The following is a 24,417-nucleotide window of genomic DNA, read 5'->3' as shown; positions in this document are numbered from 1 at the left end:
TATAAATCTTAGAATATCCTGGTTTTGAAAATGTTTAAATGAAAAAAATATCGGGCAACTAAGGTATAAGTTAACAAATTCAAACAAAAAGGAGCATTCATTATGGCACAAACTTCGTATAATAATTTATCAACGACAACTGAAAATGATAATAATGGTAAGCTTTTAAGAGGAATGGTAATTGGGGCAGTAATTGGTGGTGCGCTTTCAATGCTTGACTCTACTACTAGAAATAAAGTAACGGAGACAACTAAAAATATGAAAGATTCGACAATGGATATGTACAGTCAAGTAAAAAACAATCCTTCAGAAGTAAAAGATGACTTGCAGGAGCGTCTAAAATCGGCTTCTTCCGTACTGAAAGAAGCAATAAGCGATGCTCAAAACCTTTACGAAAAAGTAAACAACAACATTATTCAACCAGTTACTATGGTAACGGAAGAATCAAGTGAAATTCTTTCACATGCAAAAGATGCCACAACGGATTTAAAAGATATTGGCGGGAAAGTGAAAGAAGCAGGCGAAGAAGTGAAGGGTAGCAGTAATGGGTAAAGCGAAGGTGCTTAGCTTCTGTGAAATTTTAAATGGTTAACGTAAAATTAATTTAGATTTTGAATTCATTTAGTATAAAATCGAAAGTATACTCAAAACAAAAATCTCGCATTTTTAGGAATTATAAAAATGCGAGATTTTATAGTTAGCAAAAGTCTGAATCCCTTATTTCTCTGTTAAAAATACCGGATTTGTAAAAGCTTTATGCTTAAAAATTTGATAAATATAAATGAAAGAAACTAGGACTGTAAAGCTTAAACCAATGACGACACCTGTTTCATAAGCAAGCGCAAATCCTTCTGGCGCTACCATTAAGTATACAAATACTACAGAGGTCATGAATAGGGCTGGTAAACCTGCAATCCAGTGGAACTTGCCTGATTTCAATAAATACGATGTTGCAACCCAAAGCATAACTGTTGCAACCATTTGATTCGTCATCCCTACATAACGCCATAAGAATTGATAATCAATAGTTGATAGGAAAAATGCGGGTGCTGCAACTGCAACTGTTGCTAAAATTGGTGTTGTACTATTTTTTGAAAAACGAGAGCCTAAAAAGTCTAACACAATCATGCGTGCTGAACGTAATGAAGTATCACCTGTTGTAATTGGTAAAATTACAATCCCTAATATTGCTAAAATACTACCAAATGTACCAAGTAATGCAATTGAAATTTCGTCTACTACACCACCTGCACCAATTTCGGAGATTTTTGGTAATAATCCTTCTGTACCGCCATAGAAACTCATACCAGCCGCACACCAAATTAATGCAATGACACCTTCACCAATCATGGCACCGTAGAAGACTTTACGACCTTCCGATTCTTTCTTGATTGTTCTTGAAATTATCGGGCTTTGTGTAGAGTGGAAGCCAGAGATTGCGCCACAAGAAATCGTAATCATTAATAATGGCCAAACCGGTAAATCATTCGGATGCATATTAGTTAAAGATACTTCAGGAATTGCAATACCTGAAGTGACTAGTGATACTAATACCGCACCGGCCATAATGATTAATACTGCACCAAATAGTGGATAAATACGACCGATAATTTGATTGATCGGTAAAATTGCTGCTAATAAGAAGTAGATGAAAATCGCAATAAGTGCTGTCATAAATGTAATTCCTAATTTTGACGAAAGAACAGCAGCAGGTCCTGCAGTAAAGGCAGCTGCTACTAAAACCATTAATACTACTGAAACGATATCAGTGAAGACACGCATTACTTTACCTAAATAACGTTGAACAAGTGCTGGGAATTGTGCGCCTCCATGACGTAATGATAACATCCCTGCAAAATAGTCATGAACGGCACCGGCAAAAATACAACCAAATACGATCCAAATCATTGCAACGGGTCCATACAGTGCACCTGCAATGGCACCGTAAATAGGTCCAAGCCCTGCGATATTTAATAATTGAATCATCCAGCCCTTCCAGGCAGGCATGGGCATATAATCTAAATTATCAGCTTTTGTATAAGCTGGGGTCGGCGTTGCATCATTAACAATAAACACCTTTTCAATAAACTTTCCATAGACGATATATCCTACAATTAATAGAGTGATCGAACCAAGAAGTGTGTACATATATCTTCCTCCAATATTTCTGATAACTCAAATTATAGTAATGGAAGACTACGTTTGTAAACAAAGTTTTTAGAAAATTCAGTATAAATATCGATTGAAAGTGTAAATATGCAAATAAAATATAGATAAACAAACATTATGTAGTGAAAACTGTTATATAAAAATATAATAAAAAACAAATAATTTTGGATAGAGATTTATAGATATTTGTAATAAATTGATAAAAATGGAAGTTGGCAAATACCTCTCTGAAAATGGCTGTGCATGCTTATCACAACCTCATACATCACCATTAATAGAATCAACCCCATATTAGATACTGAAAGCATTGTTAAGTATACAAACAAAAATAAGAGCATTAACCTGATGGAGGTTAATGCTCTTTTCTCTAGCTTTTATTCAGGAATATAAGGTAATTCTAAGTCATTTGGCAGGTTGATGACATGAGTTTCTGTATAAGATTTGATGCCATCTAATCCGTATTCGCGACCTACACCTGATTGTTTAACTCCGCCAAATGGGAAACGAACATCTAACCCTTGGATTGCGGCAGTGTTAATCATCGTTGTACCTGCTTCAATACGACGAGCCACTTTTATAGCATGCTCTTCTTCACCCCACACGGAACTTGTTAAACCGTAAATGCTTTCATTGTGTAATTGAATAACTTGTTCTTCATCATCATATGGAAGGATTGGTACAGTAGGGCCAAATTGTTCTTCCACTACTACACGGTCATGAACATCTGCACCTAACACGAGTGTTGGTTGTAAGAAGTAACCGTTATCCATTAATTCAGGGTTTAGAATTGTTCCTAATGGAATAATTTTTGCCCCTTTATTTTTGGCATCTTCCACTAAACTTTTTACATATTCTACTTGGTTTTTGTTATTTACTGGACCGACTGTAACATCCGGATGGAATGGGTCGCCAACTTTAATCCATTTGTTTGCGGCTTCAATATATTTTTCAACAAACGCATCGTAAATTGAACGGTGCACATAGACACGTTTTGCAATCATACAAATTTGACCAGCTGTCAGAAAGTTGGCAATAACCATTCTTCGTAATGCCCGTTCATCGTTAACATCAAAGTCATTTAATACGATTGCTGCATCATTACCGCCAAGTTCCAGGGTCATTTTTTTAATCGTTTCAGATGCTGCTTTCATAATATGTTTAGCAGTATTTGTACCACCTGTGAAAGCGATTTTCGCAATTTTCGGGTTGGATGTAAGTTCAATTCCAACTTCTGCATCTCCGTTAACTAAGTTCAGTACCCCTGCAGGGAATTCGTCAGCAATGATTTCGGCTACACGACTTACCGCTAAAGGAGCAAATGGACTTGGTTTTAGTACCATTGTATTACCTGTTAACAAAGCTGGAGCGATTTTGATTGTTGAAAGGGAAATCGGATAGTTCCAAGGCGTGATCGCTGATACAACACCGATCGGATCATGTGTAATGATTGTTCGACCAGTTTCATGTTTGCTGTCCTCTGGAGCTGTCACTTTTTTTACATTGTCAACGGCAAATTCCATCCACATAAGAGAAACAGCAATTTCTCCTTGGGCATCATATAGCGCTTTCCCATGTTCGCGTGATAGTAACTCAGCGATTTCAGGCGTTGCATCTTTTATCTTCTGAATGGCACGCTGCATTCTTGCGATACGATCTTCCACATCACTCCAAGCCCAAGTTTTAAAGGCTTCATATGCCGCGTCGATTGCCTGGATTGTTTCTTCTCTTGTATTATTTGGAGCGTAACCAACAATTTGCTCAGGGTGTGTTGGATTTTCACGCGTAATTTTTTTATCTGTTTGTATTTTTTCGCCATTAATAATAGCGTTAACTGTAATTGGTGCTTTATTCATATTAAACCCCTCCGAATAGTGAGATTAGCTTTCAATAAGTATAATATTCCTATTTTAGTTATTCTTCAAGATAGATGCTCATACTAGAAATTACCTTATTTAATATCAACTCCAGTTATCTGTATCAAAAATTTACAAGAAAGTAATAAATGAATTTATTTTCTCCACGATCACATTTTTTATACAAGTATAGGGTTTTAGGAATGACCAACTTATTCCCTTATTAGAAGTGCTTTCATCATCTCAACAGCACATAAAACCATTTTTTTGTGGAAGGCTATTTTCATGTGGAGGTGTAAAAATGGGGAATAAAGCGTCGGGTGCAAACGACGAAAAAGCAAATCTTACTTGGTGGCAATTATCCCTTATTGGAGTAGGTTGCACGATTGGTACAGGGTTTTTCCTTGCGTCAGGTATAGCAATTAAAATGACAGGTCCTTCTGTAATCTTGGCCTTTATAATGGCTGCCACTGCAACGTATATCGTATTTGAGGCACTTGCTAAAATGATTGCAATGGATCCACAGAAAGGATCTTTTCGTACCTATGCCAAAAAAGCATATGGACGTTGGGCGGGTTTTAGCAGTGGGTGGGTTTACTGGTCTTCGGAAATATTAATTATAGGCAGTCAACTTACCGCAATTTCATTATTAACTAAGTTTTGGTTTCCTAATATTAAATTGTGGATATTCGCAGCAATTTATGCGGTTCTCGGTCTCATTGTTCTATTTATAGGAGCGAAAGCATTTGGGAAATTGGAAAGCGTATTTGCTGTGATGAAAATTGCAGCTATTTTTATGTTTATTATCATTGCAATTTTAGCGCTGACAGGAGTAATTGGCGGAAAATCAACTCCTGACATCCCGCAATCCGTGAATGAATTTTTCCCGAAAGGCTTCATCGGATTTTGGAGCGCTCTTATATTTGCATTTTATGCCCATGGTGGGATCGAAGTAATGAGCATAATGGCGATCCATCTAAAGAATAAAGAGGATGCACCTAAATCGGGTAAAGTGATGCTTGGGCTGCTTGGTGTCATTTATGTGACTGCACTTTCTTTAGCCCTATTACTTAAGCCGTTTGATAAGTTCAAGGAGAGCAAGAGCCCGTTTGTTGAGGCTTTATCAGGTGCCCATAATATTGATTTTTTCCCGCATGTATTTATTGCAGCTATTATTATTGCTGGGTTTTCAACAATGTCTGCCTCTTTGTTTTCGGTTACGACAATACTCGTGACAATTTCTGAGGATGGAGACGCACCTAAAATCTTCAGTAAACAGAAGAAAAAGAAGCTTAAAATGCCATTACCTGCAATTGCTTTAACAACTTCGGGGCTTGTACTTTCTATTATTACGTCTTTATTATTGCCGGATAAAGTATACGAATATATAACGACTGCTGCGGCATTAATGCTGCTTTACAACTGGCTATTTATTTTAGTCATGTATCCGAGGTTAGTTGAGACGACTACTTTCGATAAAGTGAAAAGAATAATTGGAATATTATTAATCAGTTCAGCGGTTAGCGGAACACTATTCCATCAGACAAGTCGTCCAGGCTTTTTTATCAGTTTAGTATTCCTCGCAGTAATCGGGAGTATAGTCTTTTTTATGCGAAAACGATGGAAGAAGGAAGAAGCTCAAAATAATGCGTGATAAGCCTGAATCCCAAAGTAAATACCGAACCCGATCATTGCAAGCGATGAGATGATGGAAATAATATTTATGAAGCCGGTAGATAATAATTTACGGGCACCACTGGAGATAGCAGCCATTATCGTATCCCACAACATTATTCCAAGGATGACGGCAAGGCTATTAATAATTATTTGATTGCCCGTACTGACTTTGTGTGTTTCTGCCAGAACTGAACCATAGATACCGAGCCAAAAAAGGATAGTAAGCGGATTTAACAGTGACATGAGAAAACCTGTTATTAAAGAATGTCTAAGGCGAGTAGTTTTTTTGTTGGATTTTAATGCTAGTTCAATTTTATGCAGAGAAAGTAAATTCTCGATCCCGGTATATGTAAGAACAAAACAGCCAAATGACCAAAGGAATACTTTTACTGGAGAGTATTCAATAACTTGGCCAATCCCGAAGTAAACCATTATCATGTACAAAATATCAGCTGTTAAAGCGCCAACGCCAAAAATAAGCGCATGAAAAAAACCGTTTTTTATTCCTGTATCTAGCTGCGCTGCGTTGACGGGACCGATAGGCGCAGCTAAAGATACACCTAAAAAAATGTAAGCAGCTATTGAGTTCAAAAATAGCCCTCCTAAAAATGATGTCTGTGCATCTTATTCAAAGAGAGTGACTCGTACAACTATAAAAATGAAATTTTATTTCAATAACGAAGTAGCCCTTTACCAGTGGGGAGGTAAAGGGCTACTTCGTTTATACATAAATGTCGAGTGTCAGAAACCTGACCATTAAAGATGTTCGTGCAAATGAAAAAATACAATCCCCCCTAAGGGAGACTGTATTAGTAATATTACTTATTATTGTTGTTATTTTTGTTTTTCTTATTTAAGTTATTATTATTATTATTATTGTTGCGGTTATTTTGATTTTGATCATTTAAATTGTCGAAGTTAAAATCTTCACCGAATTCAAATTCATTATTATTATTGTTATTGTTGTTATTTCGCTGACGTTTAATATTTAGTTTATTATTTTCCACAGCGGTTCACCTCCTTAACAAAAGTTAGAATGGCTTAAACAGCTATGAAAAATACCCAATAATTCGATTGAAAGTTTTTCCTTCAGATGGATCAGCCAATTTCCATTTGCAATCACGTATACAAACAAGTGTTCCTGTATAGAATAGATAATAGCGATATATCCATCAATCAGTAAAGCGAGTGATCTATATGCATAAAGAATTCATGAAGCTTAGCGATGACATTCACCGGTACATTGTACTGGAATTATTTTTAAAAACACTCGAGCGTGATAGAGACTGTATTTCCGAATTAAAAATGAGGGACGTGCTGGAAGAGTGGTACGATTCCAAAATTAATGAAACCTTTCATGAATTTAAAAAGCTAAGGGACTTTTTATATAAGAAAGGATGTAAAATTGAAAAACAGAAATCTGATGATTATATGACCTACTATTTTATTTTGTTTAGGGGATACGATGAAACGAGAAGCTATGGAAACATTGCTTTACGTAACTGGGTGAGCGAAGAGATGAAACGTATATTGGGAATGAAGTACCTGACACCGGCAGATAGAAAATAAAGTCCTCAAGCCGTGAGAGCGGGAATAAACCGATATTTATAAGCCATTAAACAACTGCGCCTCAATTATTAGTATCTAATAATTGGGGCGCGATTATTTAAAGGTTGTCGCCAAGTATACTATAATTAGTACATAAGGGGGCGAAAAAATGGATTATACTAATATCTATAACATGGAATTTATTGCCTTAGTAAAAGAGAAAGTGCAGTCATTAGGTGATGTTAAAGCGGTGAAGTTTGTGAGAGAACAAACAGGAATGTCTTTAATACAGGCTAAAAAATTTGTAGATTTTTGCAAAGAATAGGTTAAATAAGGGGTGATCTTTTGGTCAGTAAAATAATTTTAGATGACAGAGTAATTCTATTAAATAGCTATGAAGAAGAAAAAGTAAATGGGAATTATAAAGTGTCAGTCATTTTTGATGTGACAAGTGAAGATTATCATGACATTGCAACGTTACTTTACAACGGGACATTTGATGTTAAGATTCCTGAAGAAGATATAATGTTTAGAGGAACGATTTATAATTACTCCACTTCTATTACAAATTTGTATGAAAAAGATCAGGTAGGACAATATAAATTGACGTTAGTGGAAGAAAAGGGCTGAAATTTAATGAGATTAAGTATATTGGATCAATCACCGATCTCTTCAAATCAAACGCCTCAAGATGCATTAAATTGGTCAATGAAATTAGCGCAGGCAGGGGAGAAATTCGGATATACAAGATACTGGATTGCCGAACATCATGATTTATCTGGACTGGCATGTCCTGCACCTGAAGTGATGTTAAGTTACATTGGAGCTAACACGAATCGAATTCGTATAGGGTCTGGCGCAGTGTTATTGCCTCATTACCGTCCTTTTAAAGTTGCTGAAATCTTTAATACGTTAGCGACAGTATTTCCGAATCGTATTGATTTAGGAATTGGACGAGCACCAGGTGGATCCTCTGAAGCGATGACTGCTTTGTCTGGTAACTTTATAAAAAATGTTGGGAACTTTCCTTCGTTACTGAAAGACCTACTTCATTTTCTGGATGATGATTTTCCAACGGATATCGAATATTCAAAGTTATCGGCTTCTCCCATACCTGAAAATCCGCCAATACCTTGGCTCCTTGGGACTGGTAAAAAAAGTGCTTTACTCGCAGCGGAAAATGGGGTGCCGTATACTTTCGGTTATTTTATGAGCGATGAAGACGGAGCTGCTATTATCAGTGAATATATTGATAGCTTTAAACCAAGAAAAGAAGGGCAAACACCCCAAGTCATCGTTACTGTTAACGTTATTTGTGCAGAGACAACGGAAAAAGCCGAAGAAGTTGCATCAAGCTTTCTCATCTGGTCTATAAAAATGGATAAAGGGGAAAGTAAACAAGGAGTTCCTTCTATAAGTGAAGTTAAGCATTATAAACTAACTGATAAAGATCAAGAAACATTGGAAAAAGTTAGACAAAAAATAATTATTGGTAATCCTCAAGAAGTAAAACATAAATTATTTGAGTTAAGAACAAAATACCAAGCAGATGAAATGATGATCAATACAATCACACACTTACCGGAAGATCGAATCCGATCCTATGAACTAATTGCAAAAGCGGTATATTCAGAGGAAAACAGGCATGAGAATAAATAGAATTAAAAACACTCGAAATGTATTATTCATTGATTACAAGGATCAGCTTTTTCGAAGTCAGATGATTGGCAAATGAAACCTCCTAGATATTTTACATATATAATGAACCATCACACATTCTATATATAGGAGGTGGGAATATGGGGAATAACGTTTCGAAGGCGAGTCATGGTAAAACTGGAGCTGAACTAATAAGTGAAGCATTTGGCATGTCGCAAAACGATAGCGAAGCATTAGGTAAAACTGGTGCTGAACTAATAAGTGAAGCATTTGGTATGTCGCAAAATGATAGCGAAGCATTATTAGCACAGGCGTCAGAAGTTCAAACTACGGATATCCCTTTAGGAAAAGAAGATGTATATGCAAGGGATAGTACAACGACAACTTTGAACAACCTACATGAAGATAACACATCTGCCATTTTAGATCGAAATGGGCCAAGGTAATTATTGAAAGTGAATTAATAGTGACTTAAGGCAATTCTTCCTTTAGAGTAACAAAACTTTACGATTCCTTAAATTAAGAGCTTATGTTCTTAATTTAAGGATTTTTTTATTTTCTCATTAGCCTTTTTTCTAAGAGTTTTAAAGTGCCACTGGATAATTTTCAATTCTTTGAATATATACTGAGAAAATCGGGTATAAAGCATAGTGTTGTAATATCTTTATTATCAGTGTTGTTAAGTGAAGTATTTATTTAGGAGGTTTTATTATGGCAGAGAACAAAGACAAACATGTTGCAAAAAAAGAGGATGGGGAACGTGAAGTTCTAACTACTCGTCAAGGGCATCCTGTAAGAGACAACCAGAATATCCGTACAGTGGGTAACCGTGGACCAGCGACTTTGGAAAATTATCATTTCATTGAAAAAATTTCACACTTCGACCGTGAAGAGGTTCCTGAACGTGTGGTACATGCACGTGGTTCAGGTGCTTTTGGCTATTTTGAAACTTACGGTAAAGTTGGATATGAGCCAGTTGAAAAATATACCCGTGCAAAAGTCTTTTCTGGTGCCGGTAAACAAACGCCGCTTATGGTGCGTTTTTCTACCGTGGCAGGTGCAAAGGATTCACCTGAGACTGCTCGAGACCCACGCGGCTTTGCAGTTAAAATGTATACGGAAGATGGTAACTGGGATCTTGTAGGTAACAACTTAAAGATTTTCTTTATTCGTGATGCGATGAAGTTCCCTGATATGATTCATGCTTTTAAAGCAGATCCGGCTTCCAACGTACCGAATCCACAGCGTATGTTTGACTTTGTTTCACGTTCACCAGAAGCGACGCATATGATTACATTCCTGTTTTCGCCATGGGGAATTCCAGCGACATACCGCCATATGCAGGGTTCAGGGGTTAACACATATAAATGGGTGAATGAAGAAGGAAAAGCTGTGCTTGTGAAGTATCACTGGGAACCAAAACAGGGCATCCGCAATTTGACACAAGAAGAGGCAAACTCTATTCAGGCTACAAACGTTGGACATGCTACACAGGACTTGTATGAAGCAATCGAACGTGGTGAGTATCCGGAGTGGGAGCTGTTCGTTCAGATTATGGAGGACGATTATCATCCGGAACTGGATTTTGATCCACTTGATGATACAAAACTTTGGCCGGAAGATAAGTTCCCTTGGCTGCCTGTAGGTCGTATGGTACTTAATCGTAATCCGGAAGATTTTCATGCAGAAATCGAGCAGGCTGCATTCGGTACTGGTGTTCTAGTAGACGGTATGGACTTTTCGGATGATAAAATGCTGCAAGGACGTACATTCTCTTACTCAGATACACAGCGTTACCGTGTAGGCTCAAACTATCTGAAATTGCCGGTTAACGCACCAAAGGTACCGGTTCGTACAAATCAGCAGCGTGGTCAGATGGATACTCGTGATCCGAAAGAATCCGGTGAAAACCCGCATATCAATTATGAGCCGTCAATGATTGGTGGCTACCGTGATGCAGGGGATAAAGCATATCCACCACATCAGCCGTCTTATAATGCGGCATTGATGAGTGAGCCTATTGATCGCCCGAATAACTATGGTCAAGCGGGTGAAACATACCGCAGTTTTGAAGACTGGGAACGTGATGAGCTCATTAATAACTTATCGGATGCTTTGGCAATCTGTGACAAGCGCATTCAGGAAGCGATGTTTAATCACTTTACACAGGCTGATGAAGATTACGGCCGCCGTGTGAAGGAAGCGACTGAAATGAAAATGAAAGAAATCGAAAAGATGGCTCAGGAAGGTAAATTACCTGGCCGAGAGTCAGGCATTTCTAAATATGGTCAAGGTACGATCGCTGCGAATGAGGCTACAAAAGATGCTGTGAAGAAAAGCCATGAGGCAGACCCTTATTAATGATTAAATAGAACACAGACTTAAGTTTGGTATTCCACCAGGCTTAAGTCTTTTTTATTTTACTGCATTTCCGAGGTGTAGTTGGAGGAATCATGCTGTATTTATTTTAATCTTAAACTCATCCGTACTTTCGCTAATGTAAGTCGTATACTCCATCATTTTCTTTTTGTAGTATATTATTTCAAAATAGAATAGACCCCAGTTCCTCTAATAAAATCCTGAGCTATTTATTAAGTTTTCCTTGGACAAATAGTTCTACTCTACTTCAGTCGCTTTGATCCCTTCTGGAGGGGGCTTATAAATCCTCTCCACTGGGGCTCAAAAAAGTCCCCACAAAAAGATTTAATAATTTATTAAATAATTTAAAAGATATATATAGTTGCGTTAAAACGCAACCGGATGGTTTTCTTCTTTGTGGCCTTTAATAATTTGATCTCCGTAAAAATTATTTTTGTATTACTTGTCCCTTTTTCTGATTTTCCAAGATATATAAAAAGTAAGACGAAAAATGGAGGATGGAAACATGAAATTATTAGTTAACGAAAGGCATTTATTTATATCACCGAATTTGGCAGCACGCATCGGAGTGGAGGAAGCGTTATTCCTTCAGCAACTTTACTACCGGATCGAAACGCAAGGTGTGAAGAAAGAGGGAAATATATGGTATCGCCAAACGTATCAAGGATGGTCAAAGCAATGTTTCTATTGGAATACAACAAAGGTTAAAAGACTCATCACAAAATTGGAACGTTATAAAATAATCATTTCATCAGACCAATTTAATCGTTTTAATACAGACCGTTCGAAATGGTACCGAATTGATTATGAAAAAATTAATCAGCTACTTTATACGGAAATTTATACACAGGAGGAGCTGTTTCCTGAAGAGAATAACTCACCGGAGAAGAAGATGAAATCAAATTCTGACCACAGTAATGAGATTGCAAACATCATTCACTACTTAAATGAAAAAGCAAAAAAGAACTTTAACAACCATTCAAAAACAAATAACAGACTGATCAAAGCGATTTTAAAGGAAGGCTACACAGTGGAAGATTGCTACTTAGTCATTGATGAGCAAGTGAGAAACTGGAAAAATGATCCGCAAATGAACAAATATTTGAGGCCAATCACATTATTCCGACCAGGAAATTTCGAAAGCTATTTAAACGATGCGCTTACAAGACAGCAAGAAAATGATTTCAATTTTGAGCCAGTCGTACTCGATTTTGATGAAGGTGAATGTTATTAATTAAAAAGGAATTTTAGCAGGTATTTTAGCAACGATGCTTGAGGAAAACTATTTGATTATGGATAGTTAGTTTAATCCTTTATTTTTCAGAATAACTAAGGAACCTTTAATGAGCGGCTTACATAAAAGTATGTACGATTTTACGGTAATTTTCGATAAAGTAAGAACAGGAATAAAATGAATTTTGATAAAGTGAGCGTCGAGATATATTCAATACACAACGATAATCATCATTTGTGGAGTGTAAAGAGAATAAACTATCACCAGGGCAAAATAAAAACCATTAAAGAAATTGTGGTATATCATAACGAAAATAAACGTCATCTGCATTTTCGCGAATTGGTATTGCTGAATCCTTATCATGAAGCAAATGTAATATTGATGGAGGCAAGGCTAATAACATATATAACCCAACTGAAAGAAAAGCTATAGATGATCGGTGCCAGCATTTAATGGGTGCTATGAATGGGGAGATGTTGCAGATGAATTGTCCATGTCGTGTAAAAAGATTTACGTAAGCGCAATATGTTGATTTATAAGACATCAGAAAGGATGGGTGGTTTGAAGATTGAAATTGGTGGTGTAAGTTTTGGTATGGTGCTCGCTATAATTATTTCGTGGAGCGTTAATAAATCCATACTGTGGGCAATCATCCATGGAATGTTCGGTTGGCTCTATGTAATTTATTATGTACTGACAATTTGAACTTCTAAACTCTAGTGAAGTTCAAAGACAGTGTAAATTGAAAACATCAAACATGCCAGATTTTTGAACAAATTTTTTAGAGAAAGTACCAAACCCAAAGACTTTTTAAGCGCTCACTAATCAATCCTACTTACTTCGATTGAAGAGTATTATTTATACAAATTTATTATTCAAGTGGAGCAGTTTATCCGGCGGCATTAATGTGATGTCGGCTTAAAAACCCGACATCATATTAATGAAAAGCGATCCTTTACTGCATGAATCTTGCTAAAGGATCAAATAAATAGCGAAGAAGAGCTATAGGTCCGGGCATGTTTTCGAGATTAAGAAAGGACAGGATAAATGACAAAATCAGGAGTACGGAAATTGTAATTTTATCAGTCTTCGGCGCTTTCTTTAGCTGTTTCCAATCATATAAGACAATGGACCAAATACAAACTTGAAGGATAAATACCGTCATCCAATCTAATTGCATTATTCTTTTACCTCGTTTCTTGGAAGTGCAGCAGGCGGCCCAATATAACCCGGTCCTTTTATTTTTGCATTAACATGGATGTTTACCTCGACCTCAGGGAATTTTTCATCCCAATTGTCTTTAACTTTACTCCATTCTTTTGGGTATTTTTGATGAAATCGTCTCCCGAAATCGGCAACATCTGCATCAAACTCTTGTTGGAGCTTCTCGACTGTCTCTGTTACTCGTTCCTTTAAAGCTGTTTCATATTCTTTTTCGACGATTTTCAGGACATCTTTATTCATAAGATTTAAATGAGTTTCGTTTTGAACAATGTCTCCGCTAATCTTAAAATTGAGATTCATTATCCAGTTACCATCAATTTTGGGGCTGAATTCAATCTTACCTGCTGTTGGTGTCATAGAAATTTCCCCGTCTTGTCCTTCAATCTGAACAGAAATTGTACTTCTCTTTACCGCGTCGTTTAACCACAGTAAGCCGCGCGTTTCCTCTTTATTTAACGTTCCTACCATTTTATCTTTTTTAAAAATGGCGGCCCCGTCAATAACAGGTATTGTTTCATTGGGTTTTTTTGTTTGTTCTGTTGATTCAAGCTTTTTTATATAGGGCATTGAAACACTTTCACTAGTTCCCATTAAAGCCATATCGACATCTCTTAACGTTGTTTTGAGACCGGATTCTTCCTCTGCCGATTTTCTAAGTGCCTCTCCAGAGTATCTTTCTAAAGGTGGAACCAATGTCAACATTTCCATTGCTTCGCCTTTACTTACAAATAGAAAAGCATTTCCGCGAGGGCCTGGATGACGAGCCATAAAGTCTATTTCATTTCGGATACCGTTCAAGGCAAGTTCCTCTCCGAAAATATAGATTTTACATTGCCCCCAGAAGAGTCTTCTCGGGACATTTTCTTGCAGGTTGGATATCGCATGGGCAAGATTATCACCTGTTCCTTCCCGAACAAAAGTAGAACCTGCACTTGGATCCTCACCGCCTTGACCAGATGTGATTGTACGAGGGATAAATATTTGGACTGACACTCTAGTTTTTCCATCATCTAAGCGGTCTATTGCAGTGGCGTTAATAATTCCCAGGTCCTGCAATTCCACTCTCCCCCAACAACCGGAAAGGAGTGGGGGGATAAATAAAAGCATTAAAATAAAATGGTGTTTCTTCAACCGCTTTCACTTCTTTTCCTGCGTGCATAAGCAATCAGCAGTAAGATCAGCGGCAGAATAGTCTGAACAAGCACAAAATAAAAAGGCATAATAGAGGTCATATAATCTACCAACACTACTAAATTCGGAATGTCCCAATAACTGAAGAAAATTATAAACACGCTTAGAGGAAACACAACCAGCCGATAATCTGAAAGGCGAAATAGCTGTGCAAGCCCCAAGCTTGATACATATAAAAATATGGCTATTTTTACAAAGCTCCCCAATACCCAGGAAGCCATGATAATTACTTCAAAGTTCTCGAAAAATCCTAATACGTTTATGGCACGGACGGCTGAGTATACTGGATAAAATTGATTGGCAGATGATACTCCTAATAGAGTGAGAACAAAAAAGTTAACGTATAACAGCATTAGCATAACGTAGAAGGAAGCCCTCATTCCGGATTTCAAACCTTCTTTTGAGTTCTTAATGAAAGGGAAAATAAAGGCTAAAATAAAAAACTCACTAAACCATGCTTGATGTATAAAGCCGCCCTTCATGACAGGGAGTAATCCATTTTCTAAAATCGGAAGCATATAAGAGACGTCAATATCCTTAATCAGAAAAAGTAGGGATACCGCTGTGCTTAGATAAAGTGTCGTGCAAATAACAGCAGCCCTTGCAATCACTTCAATTCCACCACGTACGGCCATTGCACTGACTAAAATAATCGTGACGGAAATTAAGAGGGTAGGCGTTTCCAACAGAACGTTTTTAGTGATGAAGTCGGAATACTGTCTGACTATTATCCCCGTATTATGAATATAAAAGGAGATTAGAACAAAGCCGAATATCTTTCCTAACAGCTTTCCCAAAATCTCTTCACTATATTGAACAGGGGTCATCTTCGGAAATAGTTGATGCAGCTTCCAAGCAATAAACACCGTTAGAAAACCTAAGAAAGAACCTGCGATTGGTGTCATCCACATATCATGCTGGGCAAATTTGGCGGCTGCGGATGGAATTGATAATATACCGGTCGCGATTATAGTCGGAACTATTAAAAGTTCCATTTGAAGGGCTGAGATTTTTCCTTTTTCCAACAAAATATTTCACCACCATCTCATCGTTCTTTAATTATGGACCGGGCTTTAAATTCTTTCCTTGTCTCGTTTCATTAAACTCTCCGGTTAAGTGCGGACGCTTGTTCATTTTCCATAAAGGAGAACGTAGAATTGTATCTCTCAACGGATGTTTTTGCAGTGTATTGACCGGGCTTAAATACGGAATTCCAAATGATCTTAATGTGGATAAATGTATAATGAGCATAATAAATGCAAGCATCACTCCAACTAATCCTAATACGCCGGCTAGAAGTATAATAGGGAACCTTAACAGACGAATGGCAAGACCAACCGAATAACGAGGGACCATAAAAGAGGCAATACCAGTGATACTGACCACAATAATCATAGGGGCAGAAACAATCCCTGCCTGAACGGCTGCCTGTCCAATCACAAGTGCACCGACAATACTAACAGCCGAACCAACCTGTTTAGGGAGACGTATTCCAGCTTCACGCAATGCTTCAAAGGCGATCTCCATGATAATTACTTCCACAAGGGCAGGAAAAGGCACGCTTTCTCTGGAAGATGCGATACTTAGAAGTAAGTCAGTTGGAACCATTTCCTGATGAAACGTCGTAATAGCAACATAAACAGAAGGGAGAAACAAGGCGATTATCAAAAAAAGAAAACGGAGAGTTCTGATAAATGACCCAATCCAAAATCGTTCATAATAGTCTTCCTGAGATTGAAAAAGACTAAAGAAACTCACAGGTACAATCAATGCAAAAGGTGTCCCCTCAATCAATAACACGGCTCGGCCTTCCAGTAAATTAGCACAAACTACATCTGGCCGTTCCGTATACAATACTTGCGGAAAAGGCGAATAGGTACTTTCTTCAATGAATTGTTCGATGTACCCGCTTTCCAGCACCCCATCAATATCAATGCGGTTAAGCCGATTCTCTATTTCTTCAAGTAAGGTTTTATCTGCTAACCCCTCAATATAAGCAACTGCGACCTTTGTCTTCGTATATTTGCCGACAGTGACACTTCTCATTTTAAGCGCCGGGTCTTTAATGATACGTCGTACTAAAGAGGTATTGGTACCAAGTGATTCTGTGAAACCTTCTCTTGACCCTCGAATAGCAGTTTCGGCTTGGGGTTCCTCAATCGAACGTTTTTCAAATTTTACTAGCCCCAAGGATAAAGCTACCTCTGATTCATTCAATAGCAGAATGGGGTTTCCGCCGGAAATTGCATCGACACAGGCTGCGTACGTAGAAACCATATTTATATTTGCAATTGGCAATCGTTTTTTAATAGAAAGAAGCAAGTTTGTTTCATCAAAATCATTTTCATTTAATAATGTTTCAAGTATTTGATCTTCAAGCTTTTGAGTATCTGTTAGTCCTTCTATATAAATAATAACAACATCGTTCTTGCCGGCAGTAAAAGAACGAAAAATCACATCAGGACTTTCCTGATATAAAGAGGAGAAAAAATTTATATTTTCTTCAAGTTTCTTTGATAATGGGATGTCCTGGGTTAATTTTTGTTGGGGTACATCATACTCTTTTTCTTTTTTCTTTAATGAACGCGATCTAATACTAATCACCTCAAATTCCGTCAAAAACATTACTATAAATCTAACCTGGATATATCATAAATATACAAACGGGAGACAATGAAGAGAAATCAAAATTGGTTATATGAGAAGGTTAAATAAGAGTTAGCTAATGATTTTAAACATTCGGGCGCGGTTGGTGGTGACTCCATAATGTTAGTGTTTAAGAATATTCGCTATAGGGGAGGCCTCCGATATCTCTATAAAACATGCAGGTTGCGAAAATATCATTCGCTTAAGTGGTTAGAAGAATCAAAGAAGGGGTGCAGTTATTAAGCCTGTTTTAAAAATGAAGTAAGAAACTGTAATGCACCTTTCAAGCAATTGTTGTTTGAAAGGTGCTATCATTTTTTTTAATGGTTCTTAAACATCTTGAATTAGTTTTATTTCTCAAATGGAATACTCAACAAATCGGGAACTGTGACAAATTCATAGCCTTGCTCTTGCAGTTGTGGAATAATTTGTTGAAGTGATAAGGTTGTATTCGTTCGGTCCCCGGTCGATTCTGCACCATCGTGCATGAGAATAATCGCGCCTGGATGAATGTTGTCTACTACTCTCGAAGCAATAACTTCTGGCGGGTCTTCTTGCCAATCCAACGAATCAACATCCCAGGCAATCACGTAATAGTTCATTTTCCCAAGCTTCTCGACTAATTCATTGTATAGGAAGCCATAAGGTGGTCTAAATAATTTTGTCCGGTAACCAATAATTTCGTTAAGAGCATCTTCCGTTCTAGTTACTTCCCTCTCAAGCGTTCCGAGGTCAGCTTCTTCGACAAGGTTAGGGTGGGCGTAGGTATGATTTCCGATTACATGACCCTCGTTTTGCATTCGCTTGACAATTTCAGGATTGGCAACGGCTTTTGAACCTAAAACGAAGAATGTTGCTGGAACATTGTACTGTTTTAAAACATCCAATACATCATTTGAGAACCGTGGATCAGGACCATCATCAAACGTTAAAGCAATTCGTTTTTGATCAGTAGGTCCTTGGGTGAAAAATATTTCTGGATACCGTTGTTGTAAAATTCTTAGGTCAACAGGCTGCTCAGGATCTCGCTCGGAATTCCCATTTTCTACTCTAAAGTCAGATAAATCTCGTTCCGCAATATCCTGTAATGCATGAACACTCATAATGTCTGTTATCGGAAAACAAAATACAAACCCCATAACTAACAACCACTTGACTATTCGTTCCTTCATCCAGTCATCTCCTTTCTTTTTTATATTGATTCCCATTTTAGAGATGGCTATTCGAACTTAAATCCCGTGAGCAGTGCCAGTTATTGTCACTTTAAATAAAAAGATGAACCATCAATAATTTCAACATCTTCACGAAGTTTTATTTCCTCCATCAAATGAAATAACGCTTCATCTTTCTTTTTTGCCTCAATCATACAATGGATTTCCGGTACTGTTCCTTTGATTTCATTTAAAAATCTGAAAAACATGTCTACGTCCACATAATCGGAATGATGGCGGAATTCTCTGTCGCTTTTAGGACTTGAAATATGCATTTTTATTGGCAACGATGAATCCTTCCAAGTAGCGACAATTCGGTCCCACTTATTATCCCATTTTTCATCATAATGATGAGCAAGATGGTGATGATAATCAAATACAAGAGGTATTTCTAATTTTTCACACAAATACAGCGTATCATCAACTGTAAAAGAAGTATCGTCATTTTCAAGGATAATCATTTTTTGAATTGCTCTAGGAATATCCATCCAATTGTCAACGAATTGTTCCAGAGAATTTTCGGTTTCTTTATAGTTGCCACCAACATGAAGAACACATCGGTGTGTCGAATCTATTTTCATTGCCTTTAACAATAAATAATGCATTTTTAACGTTTTTAAAGAGTTTTTGACTACCACTGTTTTAGGTGAATTCAGAACAACAAAATGATCAGGATGAAAATCAATTCGAATATTATGTTTTGTTGCGTACTCACCAATTTCAGTTAACTTCTCTAATAAGGGTTTTATATAATTCCATTCAGGCAGCTCTTCATGGTTAGCGAGAGGAATCAATCGAGAGGTTAACCGATAAAAATGAATTTCATTAAAGACATTATGTTTTAAAAGCCTAAATGTATTTTCTAAATTTTTCAGTGCAATCCGCTCTAATTTACGTATGGCCGCTTCACGATCCTTAATTTTTTGAAATTGTGTAAACGTCATCGTTTGAGACGGAGAAGCATTTTTTAGCTCCATACTCATCGCAACATATCCTAATCGTACAATCGTCATTATTCCACCTCAACTGTAGTATGTAAGTAATTAGACAAATTTATTATCCAATACTGCATTCCGAATAAAATTAAGCGCATTAGATGTTATAGACTGAAGCAATCAAGACTTGACTGGGGGAAATGGGTAAAAATATAAATGTATTTTTAATGATGAAATGTTTTAAGAGCATTCCTAAAAGAGGGGAAGACTAGCGGGTATAATTATAGGTTCAAGATAAGAAGTCTTTCAAAAAGTAAAAGGCCCGCAAACGTTGATATAACAACGTTTGCAAGCCTGCTAAATTAATGGTCTCGACAAGTCTCGAACTTTCTACCCCGACTTTGTAGAGAGGATAAATTAATTCAGTTAAATAAAATTAGCGCAAAAAATAATTCTGCGGATTAATGAAAGTGGTAATCCAATGACATTAAACAATGTATACGCTATTCTTGAGCTTAAAAAAGTTGGTAAGACTTTTGCGAGATTTCATAATGGTGGAACTGGTAAGGATACTGTTACAGGATCAAAGGGTAATTTTTCAGGATTATAATTGTGGAAATCATAGGGGTAGTTGGTACGACTGCTATTGCGTCATTTTTCCTTATCGAAAATTCTAACTTGGCCGTTTTCCATTGGATAGCAAATTTAGTTTTTCTATTATATTTTCAACGCCTTTGCAGATAATTCTTGGTTGTACACCTCCAATAAGTATTTCTCTGTTGTTAAATACAGCAATCCGTTACCTTCGAGTTTTGGCGAGTTTCCTAAAGGAATGGTTCTCTTTATTAATTGTGCATACAGTTCAGCCTCTGTCAGATTTCGCTCAAATTTTCTGTTGGCATCCTCTTTTATGAGTGCAAGTGCTCCGGATACATGCGGAGTTGCCATCGAAGTTCCGCTTAGTTTTGCATAAGTTCCGTTTAAATACGTTGAAAGGATTCCTTCACCAGGGGCTACTAAGTCGACTTCATTATTCGAATTTGAAAATTCCGAAGAACTGCGTTGCAGGTTAATGGATCCGACGCTGATGACTTCATTGTAGCAGGCAGGATAGGCAAATTCATTTGAAAAACTCTGTCCATCTCCCTCATTACCAGCGGCACAAACTACTAGAATTTGATTAGCGATTGCGTTTTGAATAGCATGGTGTAACTCAGGTACATCGACAGAACCTCCGAGGCTCATGGAGATGATATCCACCTTTTGCTCAACTGCATAGTTAATACCATTTATGATCCAATCGTATTGCCCAGATCCATTTTTATCAAGCACTTTTAAAATCAATAAACTTGCTTCAGGTGCAACACCAACTACTCCTGTGCCGTTATAAATTGCAGCAATTGTGCCAGCCACATGGGTTCCATGGCCGCTATAATCGATGAATACATCAGGTTGTCCATTATCATCACGAGTAAAATTCCGTCCGCCGATAATACGCTCACTTAAATCAGGGTGAGTGACGTCGCAACCTGTGTCCAATATCGCAACCGTAATTCCCTCCCCTTTAGAATTCTCCCAAATTTCTGGTGCTGCAATAAGTTCAATACCTTTTGGTAACACTTCGACCATTTCGACCACTTCATCCACTTGGAATGGAAGTAAATGTAATTTTCGCTCCATTGTATCCCTCCTGAAAGAATTAGATTTTAAGTGTATTCTTGGTAGTTAATAACAGTCTAACAATTCTGAATAATTATAAAAAGTTACAATAGATGTATTTTTATCAAACTACCGAAATTTTAAAAGTGAGAATAGTATTGGTATATATTAAATGTTACAGTCATTAATTACCAACGATGCAAAAAGAAGCAACAACAGTGTTTGATAACTAAATTATGCTACACAAAATTAGGATGTGTGCCAGTGTGCGATTCTTCAATAAGAAGATTGCGTTTTACTGTTATAGGGCCAGCCGGTTGAGTAGGGGTATTTAATTGAATAACAAATTTCATCTTTTCTACAGGGGATTTTTGCATAAATTCCTGCATATTTCTACGCAAAAGTGGGGAATTATGACGAAGGATTTAGCTTTTTTATTCTGAATAAAAGTGTTTTAATAGATCTTAAGGTGGGAATATATAATTGGGACTTAAGGAGGGGAATAAATGAATTTAAGATTACAAAAGCGGGAAATTGAAGATTTAATAAATGGATTCATTGAAGGTGAAATCGATAGTCATACAGCACCTATATTAAAAGGTGAATTAGAATTAATTGTTTTGTCAGACGGCTTGATAATAGAGTTAGATCTTTCCAAAGTAACTTATATGGATAGTAGTGGTCTTGGTGTACTTGTGGCTTTCTATAAGAAAGTAATTAAAGAAAATACTTCCCTGAAATTGTTAAATCCCTCTGAAAGAATAATGAGAATGTTTAATATCACGGGCCTTAGTCAGTTTATGGATATTGAAATTAGAAAAGTCACAAGTGTTGGGGTGTAATTTCTAGAAGAGCAATAACGCTACTGACTATGCTGACATTCTCCCAGACCCAACGTCCCACCCTTTTATACAACAATCGGGCGGGATTGTTCAATAAGAAAATCGCGCTTTTCACTAAAAGGGTCATATTGTTGAATAACGTTTTATGAAATACTAAACGAGGGTCTAGGAGCATTGCAACATATGAATAGATTTATTTCAGCCTTCTAACTATCCAATAATTAAACGAAATTTCGATTAGGGAGATAGTCTAAAAAACGTTTAGCAGCTAATGACAGTGATTTTTGTTCCCGCATACCAATGCCAATCTTACGGTGAGCAGGTACATCTAGTTCTTTTAAAATAATTTCATATGGTATCCGTTTTAAAATGAGTTCCGGTAATATGCTGATTCCTAGTCCCTTTTCAACCATCGACATAATAGCGTAATCATCCCATGTTGTAAATGCAATATGAGGAGTAATTCCATGTTTAACAAATAGCTCAGTAATCTCAGCTTTAGCACCTTTTTCTAGTAGCATAAACGGATACTTCACTAGCTCCTGAACTGGAAACTGCTTATTGCTTGCCAATGGGTGATGTTTAGGCAAAATGGCTACTAATCGATCTTGTTCCACAAAAATGGTTTCCATTTGCTTTTGTGTCGGTAATCGTAAAAAACCGAAATCTACACGCCCATCAACTATCCAGCTTTCAATTTCTGTATAATCCCCGAGTAGCAATTCAAATTCAATTGCAGGAAAGTCTTCTTTAAACTGCTGAATCATGTTCGGTAACCAGTGTGTTGCTACACTTGAAAAGACACCTATTCGTATAATCCCTGTTTGTACCTCGTGTAAGTTTTCAATTTTAGCTGTTAGCATCTCATATTCATTACAAATGCGCTGAAAATGTGGGTACAGCTTTAGCCCTTCAGATGTTAATGTAATGCCAGTTCTTCCTCGCTCACAAAGGGTCATTCCACATTCTTTTTCTAAATCGTTAATCATACGGCTGACACCAGACTGGGCATAATTTAATGCCTCTGCAGCCTTTGTGATACTTCCATATTCAATAGCCTTGACGAATGCCATATACTTTTGGATATTCATGTCATCACTCCATGCTAATTTGTTCTACTTAACATATGAAATATTCATTTTTGTAATATTTACTTCTATGCTAATCTAATTTTACGTAATACGCAAAAAGAAAGGACATTACAAAATGAAATCCATCATCCAATTTATCCTCTCTATGGCTATTTTCGGTACCATTGGGTTAGTTGTACGCTATATTGATTTGGCAGCGAGCGAGCGTGCTTTACTTAGTAGCTCTATTGGCTGTTTATTTTTACTGTTCATCTTTAAGCTTATGAAAAAACGAATGACTTGGACTGTCATTAAGAAAAATGCTATCATCCTCATCTTTTCAAGTGTGGCGCTCGCAGGAAACTGGGTATTCTTATATGGATCGTATGATTACACCACGATCGCTAATGCGACATTAGGTTATTATTTTGCACCAATATTTGTGATGATTCTTGCACCGTACATCTTAAAAGAATTACTTGTGAAAAAGAAAATCATCTGTATCATTATTGCTATTTTTGGTCTTATCCTCATTGTTGGTGAAGGGGTACAAGCTTCAAATACTAATGATTTACTGGGCATTTGCTTTGGTTTAACCGCTGCCTTATTTTATGCGGCCCTTCTTTTACTGAATAAATTCATCAAGAATCTTGATAAGCTCGAATGTACCATACTTCAATTAGGTTTAGCCGCATTTCTACTCATGCCGTATGTCTTTATAACTGAAGGTTTTGATGTACTTTCTGTTTCGAGAAATTCAGTGCCATATATCCTTATACTAGGCATCGTCAACACAGGGATTGGCTTTTGGCTGTTCTTTACTGGTATGAAAAACTTAAATGGTCAAAGTATAGCGATGCTAAGCTATGTCGATCCGTTTGTGGCGATTTTCATTTCAGCTATTCTATTACATGAGCAAATGACTGCCATTCAAATACTTGGTGGAGCTTTACTGCTTGGATCGACCCTAATGAGTGAACTAAAGATAGAGTGTCTATTTAAACAACGAGTAAAAACAACTATGTAAATGAAAAGAAGCAATTGCCTTATGTGATCAATTGCTTCTTATTCTATATCCATATTTATTCAACAATTGGGTGTGATTCTTCACATCGACGCT

Annotated in this window: 24 protein-coding genes; 13 read left to right on the top strand and 11 right to left on the bottom strand. The window is 37.0% G+C overall.

Annotated features, from left to right (window positions below; translation table 11 throughout):
• The first annotated feature begins 102 nt into the window (after positions 1–102).
• Positions 103–552, top strand: coding sequence for a YtxH domain-containing protein (locus B5473_RS16695; protein WP_079527196.1), 450 nt, complete (start codon positions 103–105; stop codon positions 550–552).
• Between the two features lie 165 nt (positions 553–717).
• Here B5473_RS16695 and B5473_RS16690 read toward each other — a convergent pair whose 3' ends face one another.
• Both B5473_RS16690 and B5473_RS16685 read right to left on the bottom strand, forming a co-directional pair.
• Positions 718–2,148: a carbon starvation CstA family protein gene (locus tag B5473_RS16690; RefSeq protein WP_079527194.1), complete on the bottom strand. Its 1,431-nt coding sequence runs from the start codon at positions 2,146–2,148 to the stop codon at positions 718–720.
• Between the two features lie 395 nt (positions 2,149–2,543).
• A complete protein-coding gene (locus B5473_RS16685; protein ID WP_079527192.1) occupies positions 2,544–4,022 on the bottom strand; it encodes an aldehyde dehydrogenase family protein in 1,479 nt (492 codons plus the stop codon).
• 301 nt (positions 4,023–4,323) lie between these two features.
• Here B5473_RS16685 and B5473_RS16680 point away from each other — a divergent pair, with 301 nt between their 5' ends.
• Positions 4,324–5,676: an amino acid permease gene (locus tag B5473_RS16680; RefSeq protein ID WP_079527189.1), complete on the top strand. Its 1,353-nt coding sequence runs from the start codon at positions 4,324–4,326 to the stop codon at positions 5,674–5,676.
• On the opposite strand, the gene B5473_RS16675 is transcribed toward B5473_RS16680, so the two are convergent.
• Together B5473_RS16675 and B5473_RS16670 are read right to left on the bottom strand one after the other, a co-directional pair.
• On the bottom strand, positions 5,661–6,290 hold the full coding sequence (locus tag B5473_RS16675) for a LysE family transporter (protein WP_079527187.1): 630 nt from the start codon (positions 6,288–6,290) through the stop codon (positions 5,661–5,663). The two genes, B5473_RS16680 and B5473_RS16675, sit on opposite strands and share 16 nt — an antisense overlap.
• Before the next feature lie 227 nt (positions 6,291–6,517).
• Entirely contained in the window at positions 6,518–6,706 is a 189-nt protein-coding gene (locus B5473_RS16670; RefSeq protein ID WP_079527185.1) for a histidinol-phosphatase, read from the bottom strand.
• A 190-nt stretch (positions 6,707–6,896) separates the two neighbouring features.
• On the opposite strand from B5473_RS16670, the gene B5473_RS16665 reads away from it, so the two are divergent.
• The 8 genes from B5473_RS16665 to B5473_RS20540 all read left to right on the top strand — a co-directional run bounded on the left by B5473_RS16665 (position 6,897) and on the right by B5473_RS20540 (position 13,224).
• On the top strand, positions 6,897–7,268 hold the full coding sequence (locus B5473_RS16665; protein ID WP_079527183.1) for a hypothetical protein: 372 nt from the start codon (positions 6,897–6,899) through the stop codon (positions 7,266–7,268).
• Positions 7,269–7,416: 148 nt separating this feature from the next.
• Positions 7,417–7,572, top strand: coding sequence for a hypothetical protein (locus tag B5473_RS20730; RefSeq protein WP_176142097.1), 156 nt, complete (start codon positions 7,417–7,419; stop codon positions 7,570–7,572).
• A gap of 20 nt (positions 7,573–7,592) precedes the next feature.
• On the top strand, positions 7,593–7,877 hold the full coding sequence (locus B5473_RS16660; protein WP_079527181.1) for a DUF3219 family protein: 285 nt from the start codon (positions 7,593–7,595) through the stop codon (positions 7,875–7,877).
• A gap of 6 nt (positions 7,878–7,883) precedes the next feature.
• Positions 7,884–8,906 carry an LLM class flavin-dependent oxidoreductase gene (locus B5473_RS16655; RefSeq protein WP_079527178.1) on the top strand — a complete coding sequence of 341 codons (1,023 nt, stop codon included), beginning with the start codon at positions 7,884–7,886 and terminating at the stop codon, positions 8,904–8,906.
• A gap of 140 nt (positions 8,907–9,046) precedes the next feature.
• A complete protein-coding gene (locus tag B5473_RS16650; protein WP_254865357.1) occupies positions 9,047–9,352 on the top strand; it encodes a cAMP-binding protein in 306 nt (101 codons plus the stop codon).
• A gap of 265 nt (positions 9,353–9,617) precedes the next feature.
• Entirely contained in the window at positions 9,618–11,267 is a 1,650-nt protein-coding gene (locus B5473_RS16645) for a catalase (protein ID WP_079527175.1), read from the top strand.
• Positions 11,268–11,790: 523 nt separating this feature from the next.
• Entirely contained in the window at positions 11,791–12,519 is a 729-nt protein-coding gene (locus tag B5473_RS16640) for a conserved phage C-terminal domain-containing protein (RefSeq protein WP_176142096.1), read from the top strand.
• Between the two features lie 561 nt (positions 12,520–13,080).
• Positions 13,081–13,224: a hypothetical protein gene (locus B5473_RS20540; protein ID WP_176142059.1), complete on the top strand. Its 144-nt coding sequence runs from the start codon at positions 13,081–13,083 to the stop codon at positions 13,222–13,224.
• A 474-nt stretch (positions 13,225–13,698) separates the two neighbouring features.
• On the opposite strand, the gene B5473_RS16625 is transcribed toward B5473_RS20540, so the two are convergent.
• From B5473_RS16625 to uvsE, 5 genes are all read right to left on the bottom strand, one after another.
• Positions 13,699–14,874 (bottom strand): Ger(x)C family spore germination protein, encoded by a 1,176-nt coding sequence (locus B5473_RS16625; RefSeq protein ID WP_079527167.1) that lies wholly within the window; start codon positions 14,872–14,874, stop codon positions 13,699–13,701.
• The gene (locus B5473_RS16620; protein ID WP_176142095.1) at positions 14,871–15,959 is read right to left on the bottom strand and encodes a GerAB/ArcD/ProY family transporter; all 1,089 of its coding nucleotides are present in this window, start codon (positions 15,957–15,959) and stop codon (positions 14,871–14,873) included. The genes B5473_RS16625 and B5473_RS16620 overlap by 4 nt, the downstream gene beginning before the upstream one ends.
• 34 nt (positions 15,960–15,993) lie before the next feature.
• On the bottom strand, positions 15,994–17,559 hold the full coding sequence (locus tag B5473_RS16615) for a spore germination protein (RefSeq protein ID WP_139377755.1): 1,566 nt from the start codon (positions 17,557–17,559) through the stop codon (positions 15,994–15,996).
• Positions 17,560–17,930: 371 nt separating this feature from the next.
• Positions 17,931–18,752 (bottom strand): polysaccharide deacetylase family protein, encoded by an 822-nt coding sequence (locus B5473_RS16610; RefSeq protein ID WP_079527163.1) that lies wholly within the window; start codon positions 18,750–18,752, stop codon positions 17,931–17,933.
• An 86-nt stretch (positions 18,753–18,838) separates the two neighbouring features.
• The gene (gene uvsE / locus B5473_RS16605) at positions 18,839–19,804 is read right to left on the bottom strand and encodes a UV DNA damage repair endonuclease UvsE (RefSeq protein ID WP_079527161.1); all 966 of its coding nucleotides are present in this window, start codon (positions 19,802–19,804) and stop codon (positions 18,839–18,841) included.
• A gap of 403 nt (positions 19,805–20,207) precedes the next feature.
• Between uvsE and B5473_RS21120 the strand changes: the two genes are divergently transcribed.
• Positions 20,208–20,336: a hypothetical protein gene (locus tag B5473_RS21120; protein WP_303047324.1), complete on the top strand. Its 129-nt coding sequence runs from the start codon at positions 20,208–20,210 to the stop codon at positions 20,334–20,336.
• Between the two features lie 107 nt (positions 20,337–20,443).
• Here the strand turns inward: B5473_RS21120 and B5473_RS16600 are convergent, their stop codons facing one another.
• Positions 20,444–21,406: a S8 family peptidase gene (locus tag B5473_RS16600; protein ID WP_079527159.1), complete on the bottom strand. Its 963-nt coding sequence runs from the start codon at positions 21,404–21,406 to the stop codon at positions 20,444–20,446.
• 485 nt (positions 21,407–21,891) lie between these two features.
• On the opposite strand from B5473_RS16600, the gene B5473_RS16595 reads away from it, so the two are divergent.
• The gene (locus B5473_RS16595) at positions 21,892–22,227 is read left to right on the top strand and encodes an STAS domain-containing protein (RefSeq protein WP_079527157.1); all 336 of its coding nucleotides are present in this window, start codon (positions 21,892–21,894) and stop codon (positions 22,225–22,227) included.
• Positions 22,228–22,448: 221 nt separating this feature from the next.
• On the opposite strand, the gene B5473_RS16590 is transcribed toward B5473_RS16595, so the two are convergent.
• On the bottom strand, positions 22,449–23,318 hold the full coding sequence (locus B5473_RS16590) for a LysR family transcriptional regulator (protein WP_079527155.1): 870 nt from the start codon (positions 23,316–23,318) through the stop codon (positions 22,449–22,451).
• A 115-nt stretch (positions 23,319–23,433) separates the two neighbouring features.
• On the opposite strand from B5473_RS16590, the gene B5473_RS16585 reads away from it, so the two are divergent.
• A complete protein-coding gene (locus B5473_RS16585) occupies positions 23,434–24,324 on the top strand; it encodes a DMT family transporter (RefSeq protein WP_079527153.1) in 891 nt (296 codons plus the stop codon).
• The last annotated feature ends 93 nt before the right edge of the window (positions 24,325–24,417 follow it).

It is taken from the genome of Solibacillus isronensis (assembly GCF_900168685.1).
Lineage (GTDB): Bacteria > Bacillota > Bacilli > Bacillales_A > Planococcaceae > Solibacillus > Solibacillus isronensis_A.
This window is presented reverse-complemented; position numbering and strand designations above follow the sequence as displayed.